Here is a 6030-nt window from a genome sequence, read left to right on the forward strand (position 1 = left end):
GCTTGCTGACGCTTCGAACGCCGAGGCCGGCGCACGACGGCTGGCTGCGCTGATGGCCCTGTGCCTGCAGGCATCGCTGCTGATCCGGCACTCGACTCCGGAGGTCGCGGACGCGTTCGTGGCGTCGCGATTGGCCGGCGACTGGGGTGGGGTTTTCGGGACGCTGCCCCGGACGACCCCGTTCGAGACAATCACCGATCGGAGCCTGTAGGCAGGTCGGCACGCACCTCCAATCCGCCGGACGGCACCGCCAGCAAGGCAAGACTTCCGCCATGCGCTCGGCAGACTGCGTCGGCGATGGCGAGGCCGAGGCCCAGACCGTGATCCGCTGTACGTGCCCGGCCGTCGAGCCGGTGGAAAGGCCGTCGCAGTTGCTCGACCGCGTCCGGCGGGATGACGGATCCCGTGTTGGCGACAGTCAGCGTGACGGTGCCGCCGGTCGCAGCGGTGGTGACTCGAATCTGCCCGCCGTCGACGTTGTGGCGGACCGCGTTGTCGACTAGGTTGCGTGCCATCCGATCGAGCAACGCCGGGTCACCGGTCGTTCTGGCCTCGGTCAGCCGAACGTCCACGGTGAGCCGGCGCGCCCGGATCGCCGCGCCCTGCGCGTCGAGGGCGTCTTCGGCGAGGACTCCCAGGTCGACCTGCTCGCGGGCCCGATCGAGGTGCTCGCTGCGGGTCAGCGCGAGCAGGCTGTCGACCAACTGCTCCACCCGGGTGAGCGCTCCCCGGACGTCGTGTGCCATCGCTTCGAGCTGCTGCAGCGTCCGGTCCGGCTTCGCGAGGACGACGTCGATCGAGGTGGCCGCCACCGCGATCGGCGTACGCAACTCGTGCGACGCGTCGGCGACGAACCGGCGTTGGGCGTCGAACGCGCGTTCCAGGCGGTCCATCATCGCGTCGAACGTGGTGGCGAGTTCGGTGATCTCGTCCCTCGGCCCGGACAGGTCCAGCCGCTCGGACAACCGGTCCGCGGAGGTACGGCGGGCGGCTGCGGTGATGGAGCGCACCGGGCGCAAGGACCGCCCGGCCAGGTACCACGCCAGCAGGCCGGCGAGCGGCACCAGAGCGGCCATTCCGATAGCGGACCTGCCGACGAGCTGGCCGATCGCGTCGGTCTTGGTCGCGGCCGCGTATTCATCGTTGGCGACGAGGAGTTTCTGCTTCAGGTCCGCCGTCTGTCTCTGCTCCTGCAGGGTCGGTTTGCCGTCGGGCGGTGCCATCGTTCCGGCCTTCGGCTTCTGCCTCTGGTTCGCCTGGCTGAGGATCTCGCCCAGCTGCTGCTGCAGCTGCGCCGCCGCGGGCGCGGAGGCGGCGCTCGCAGCCGCGATGCTCCGGTTCGCCTGTGAGGTGTTCAGTCCGACGAGGACGGCGCCCCCGACGACGAACACCGCGGCGAGAAGCAGCGTCAGTCGCGCCCGCAACGGCAGCCGGCCCGGCGACAGCCAGATCAACGACGGCCAGGTCAACGACGGCCACCGAAAGCGGAGCCGCCGCACCCGGGCGCGACCGGCGGTCACAGCCGGTACCCCGTGCCGACGACGGTCTCGATCAGCGGCGGGCTGCCGAGCTTGCGCCGCAGCCTCCCGAGCGTCACCGCGACCACGTTGCTGAAGGGGTCGAGGTTCTCGTCCCAGACCTGGTCGAGCAGTTCCTCGGTGCTGACCACCGAGCCGTCCGCAAGGACCAGGGCTTCGAGCACACCGAACTCCTTTCGGGTCAGCAGCACAGGCTCTCCGGCGCGCCGTACCATCCGACGCCCGAGATCGACCTCCAGGTCTTCCCGACTGACCACCGGAGCTACGGACGGTGGGCGCCGGCTCAGGGCGCGGACCCGGGCGACCAGCTCGGCGAACGCGAACGGCTTGCCCAGGTAGTCGTCGGCGCCGAGTCCCAGCCCGCTGATCCGGTCGTCGACCTCCGCGGCCGCCGTCAGCATCAGGATGCGGCTCCGCGGCCGGCTGCCGACCAGCGTGCGGCACACCTCGTCCCCCGGCACGCCGGGCAGGTCCCGGTCCAGCACGACCACGTCGTACGTCGTGACCGCAAGCTTGTCGAGGGCATCCGTACCGTCCGGAGCGATGTCGACCGCGAAGCCCGCGTCGCGCAGACCATCGGCAACGTTCCGGGCAAGCACGGCCTCGTCCTCGACCACGAGCAATCTCACGTCAGCACCTCCCGTCGCAGTGTCTCCGACCGACGGTGACACCGCGATAACGCCCGCCTGTTAGCGCAGTGTCACGGCTCCGCGCGTAGTCCTGGTCTCAATCATCGCCCGGCAAGGAGCTGTCATGACCCACAGACGTCACCTCGGATCGGCCTGCGCGGCCGTCGCAGTCGCCGCGATCCTGCTGACCGGATGCACGAAGCCGACGAATCTCGCCGACATCGGCACCACCACCGACACCTCGGCCGACCGGATCGCCAAGCTGCACGCCGCGGCACAATGCATCCGCTCGCACGGCATCCAGAACTTCAACGACCCGGTCCTCGGTGCGACGGGGCAGGTGTTCACCGACTACCGCTCCCTCCAGGACGCGCCGGCCGGCGGACTCCAGAACGCCCTGTCCGGATGCCGGCAGCAGCTGCGCGCGGCGACCTGGAACCCCGAGACCCAGCCGCCGGCGCCTGCCGCGCTGATCGCCGCCGGCGTGAAGGCGGCGCGTTGCCTGCGCCAGAACGGCTTGCCGGCCATGAAGGACCCGAACGCGCGGACCACCTATGTCCCCGGCCACGGGTTCGGGATGAACGCGGACGAGCTCCCGCCGGGCGCGAACAAACAGACAGCCGTCGTCCAGCAGGCGTTCCACGCGTGCCGGACGCTGCTCGACGTCGAGATCGAGGCATCGAAGCTGGACAAGTTGGCCGGCCAGTGAGCGCTTCACGCCGGACCGTCCTGGCCGGAGTCGGCCTCTCGGTCGTCGCCGGTGCCGCGGGCGGCTGGGTCTCCCAACGGACTCCGTTCCGCCCCGCGCCGGCCGCCGGGGCGACCGAGGCCGCACCGCTCTCGACCGCCGCGGTCGTTCGCACCGACCTGCGAACCACCAGGCAGTACTACGGCACGATCGGCTATGGGCCGACGGTCGACCTGGTCGCGACAACCTCCGGTCAGGCCTTCACCTGGCTCCCGGCGCCGGGAGCGGTGATCCAGCCGGACGACACGCTGTTCGAGGCCGACGGCCGGACTGTCCCGGTCCTGGCCGGGGTACGCCCGATGTGGCGAGCACTCCACCGCGGCCTCCGCGGTCCGGACGTCGCCCAGCTCAACACTGCGCTCGCCCGGCTCGGCTATCGTCCCGCACTCACCGGCAGCGTGCTCTACGGCCGGCGCACGGAGACCGCAGTACGACGATGGCAGCGCGCGCATCACTTCCCGCGGACCGGGGTCGTCGACCTCGGCCAGCTGGTGTTCGCTCGCCTACCCCTGCGCGTGGACGCCGTCCAGGCAAAGCTCGGACAACCGGTCCAACCCGGTACGCCATTGCTTGCGGCAACATCACCCGCACTGGTGGTCGCCGTACCCGTCCCGGTCGACCAGGCCTACCTCCTGCATCGCGGCGCAGCCGTGACCGTGACGCTGCCCGACGCGGTGACGACCTCACCCGGTACGGTCGCGGACCTGGCGCGAGCGGCGACGCTGCCGGACCCCGCCGCCCAGGACACGCGCAACGGGAATCCCCAGACCGCCGTCGTCAACGCCACGATCCGGCTCGCGCGGCCGTCGCTCGCGACGCCGTACAGTTCGGCCCCGGTCCAGGTCGCGATCACGATCGACGAGGTGAAGGGCGCCCTCGCCGTACCGATCACCGCGCTGCTCGCCCGACCCGACGGCGGCTTCGCCATCACCGTGGTGAACCGCGGCGATGTCCCGGTGCGGACCGGCCTGTCGACCGACACGATGGTGCAGGTCTCCGGCACAGGCGTCACCGCCGGCACCCGGGTCCTGGTGGCGGCCTCATGACGCCCGCGCTGGAGCTCCTCGACGTCACCAAGACGTACGCCGGCAATCCCGAGACCACCGCACTGCGCGAGCTGACGCTCCGGGTAGATCCCGGTGAGCTGGTCGCGGTCGTCGGACCGTCGGGGTCCGGCAAGAGCACGCTGCTGCAGATCGCCGGCACTCTCGAACGACCGACGACCGGCGCGGTCCACATCGCCGGTGCGGACACCCGCCGGCTCTCCGACGCCTCGCTGGCCGGATTCCGTGCGCAGCACCTCGGATTCGTGTTCCAGCAGTTCTTCCTGCTCCCCCATCGCGACGTCCTTGCGAACATCGCGCACGCACTCCTGTACCGCCCGATGACCGTGCGCAGCCGCCGGGCAGCGGCCGCAGCGGCGTGTGAACGCGTCGGCCTCGGTCACCGCCGGCACCACCTACCCGGACAGCTGTCCGGTGGCGAGTGCCAACGGGTCGCGATCGCGCGCGCCCTGGTCGGGTCGCCGACGCTGATCCTCGCCGACGAACCGACCGGGAACCTCGACAGCGTGACCGGCGGTCAGATCCTCGCGCTCCTCCGCGAGCTCAACTCCGCCGGAACGACGCTCGTCGTGATCACCCACGACCACAGCGTCGCCGCGGACGCGGGGCGCCAGGTCGAACTCCGGGACGGCGTCCTCCGCCGCGACACCGGCCGTCCCGAGCGTGGCAGCGGTTCGGGGGTGAATCGTGTCGCGCCCTCTCGATCTACTCGCTGAAGCGGTCCGCGGCCTGCGAGCCCGGCCGCTGCGCAGCGTCTTGTGCGCCGGCGGCATCGCTCTCGGTATGGCGGCCATGGTTGCCGTCGTCGCGATCCCCGCGACGACCCGGCAGGCCCTCCTCGACTCGCTCGGCCAGGACGGCAATCTGCTCACGGTCAGCTCGGGCGACACCATCGACAACCAGCCCGCACCGCTGCCCCCACAATCGCCGGCAATGGTCCGCCGAATCACCGGAGTACAGCGGCTGTCGGCTGTCGGCTACCAGGCCGGCTGGATCGCCCGGCGGACGCCGCTCGTACCGGTTGCCGACACCAACGGACTCGCCCTGATCGCGGTCGACGCCGATCTGACCGGCACCCTCGATCTGAAGGTCTCGCACGGCCGCTTCCTCGACGCGGCTACCAGCCGCTTCCCGGTCGTCGTACTGGGTTCCGGGGCCGCCCGTGCGCTCGGAATGACCTCGACCGGACCGGACCGTTTACTCACCCTCAGTACGCCGGACGGGCGCCGTACCGCCACCGCAACCGTGCTCGGCATCCTCGCCGACGCACCGCTCGCGCCGGAACTCGACAGCGCCGTACTCATCGGGAACCAGGCTGCTCGTACGCGGCTCGGCGCCCGCAGCGGGCCGACAAGGATCTATCTGCGCGCCGATCCGGACTCCGTCACCACCGTCCACGGGCTCCTCGCGGCGACCGCCTCCCCCGGCGATCCTGGTGCCGTGGTGGTCGGCCGCCCCTCCGACCTTCTGGTCGCTCGCCTGACCGCGCAGAGCGCCCTGAACAATCTGGCCCTCGGTCTTGGGGCGGTCGCGCTGCTGGTCGGCGGCGTCGGGGTCGCGAACGCGATGGTCGTGTCGGTGCTGGAAGGGCGGTCCGAGATCGGTTTGCGGCGCGCTCTGGGCGCACGGCGCGGGTTCGTGGGCAGCTTGATCCTGGTCGAATCCACCCTGCTCTGCCTGGCCGGTGCGGCGGCGGGCGGGCTGATCGGATTCGCGGTGACCTGGGCGTCCGCGGTCAGTCAGGCGGTCGCGGTACAAGTGCCGATCCTGCCGGTGGGACTCGGTTTGGCAGCCTCGGTGGTGGTCGGGCTGGTCGCCGGACTGTACCCGGCTTTGCGGGCCGCGCACCTCGCTCCGGCGGCTGCTCTCCGGATCGCCGGCTGACGCATTCGAGCACACGATAGGGTGAGCCGTGTCGCGACTGGCGCGCTGAAGGTGGAGAACCACCGGGGAGCGAAACCCGTCGGCACCGTGCGCCTGGGTGCCTTCGACCCACTGCAAACCGCAGGAGAGACAACGATGACTCAAAGCTTCGACGCAGCCGCGGCGTC

6 protein-coding genes, 1 pseudogene and 1 riboswitch are annotated in these 6030 nt (G+C 71.1%); of the genes and pseudogenes, 5 read left to right on the forward strand and 2 right to left on the reverse strand.

The features are described 5' to 3' along the window. A pseudogene (locus tag VFF46_RS35820) lies at positions 1-211 on the forward strand (DNA alkylation response protein); the annotation flags it as partial. Here the strand turns inward: VFF46_RS35820 and VFF46_RS35825 are convergent. Continuing rightward, the gene (locus VFF46_RS35825; RefSeq protein WP_325041696.1) at positions 192-1520 is read right to left on the reverse strand and encodes a sensor histidine kinase; all 1329 of its coding nucleotides are present in this window, start codon (positions 1518-1520) and stop codon (positions 192-194) included. The pseudogene VFF46_RS35820 and the gene VFF46_RS35825 sit on opposite strands and share 20 nt — an antisense overlap. Next, entirely contained in the window at positions 1517-2167 is a 651-nt protein-coding gene (locus VFF46_RS35830; RefSeq protein ID WP_325041697.1) for a response regulator transcription factor, read from the reverse strand. Before VFF46_RS35830 ends, VFF46_RS35825 begins: the two co-directional genes overlap by 4 nt. Positions 2168-2291: 124 nt before the next feature. Here VFF46_RS35830 and VFF46_RS35835 point away from each other — a divergent pair, with 124 nt between their 5' ends. From VFF46_RS35835 to VFF46_RS35850, 4 genes are read left to right on the forward strand one after another with little or no spacing between them, the layout of a single operon-like run. Continuing rightward, a complete protein-coding gene (locus tag VFF46_RS35835; RefSeq protein ID WP_325041698.1) occupies positions 2292-2876 on the forward strand; it encodes a hypothetical protein in 585 nt (194 codons plus the stop codon). Beyond that, the gene (locus tag VFF46_RS35840; protein WP_325041699.1) at positions 2873-3961 is read left to right on the forward strand and encodes a peptidoglycan-binding protein; all 1089 of its coding nucleotides are present in this window, start codon (positions 2873-2875) and stop codon (positions 3959-3961) included. Before VFF46_RS35835 ends, VFF46_RS35840 begins: the two co-directional genes overlap by 4 nt. Beyond that, on the forward strand, positions 3958-4695 hold the full coding sequence (locus VFF46_RS35845; RefSeq protein ID WP_325041700.1) for an ABC transporter ATP-binding protein: 738 nt from the start codon (positions 3958-3960) through the stop codon (positions 4693-4695). Before VFF46_RS35840 ends, VFF46_RS35845 begins: the two co-directional genes overlap by 4 nt. Beyond that, positions 4667-5863 (forward strand): ABC transporter permease, encoded by a 1197-nt coding sequence (locus VFF46_RS35850; protein WP_325041701.1) that lies wholly within the window; start codon positions 4667-4669, stop codon positions 5861-5863. The genes VFF46_RS35845 and VFF46_RS35850 overlap by 29 nt, the downstream gene beginning before the upstream one ends. Before the next feature lie 23 nt (positions 5864-5886). Then, a riboswitch (ZMP/ZTP riboswitch) is annotated at positions 5887-5969 on the forward strand. Positions 5970-6030: the final 61 nt, after the last annotated feature.

This window comes from Kribbella sp. (assembly GCF_035655035.1).
Lineage (GTDB): Bacteria > Actinomycetota > Actinomycetes > Propionibacteriales > Kribbellaceae > Kribbella.

Coding starts and splice junctions, on each gene's coding strand:
- VFF46_RS35835 (WP_325041698.1), top strand. CDS start 2,292: ATGACCCACAGACGTCACCTCGGATCGGCCTGCGCGGCCGTCGCAGTC.
- VFF46_RS35845 (WP_325041700.1), top strand. CDS start 3,958: ATGACGCCCGCGCTGGAGCTCCTCGACGTCACCAAGACGTACGCCGGC.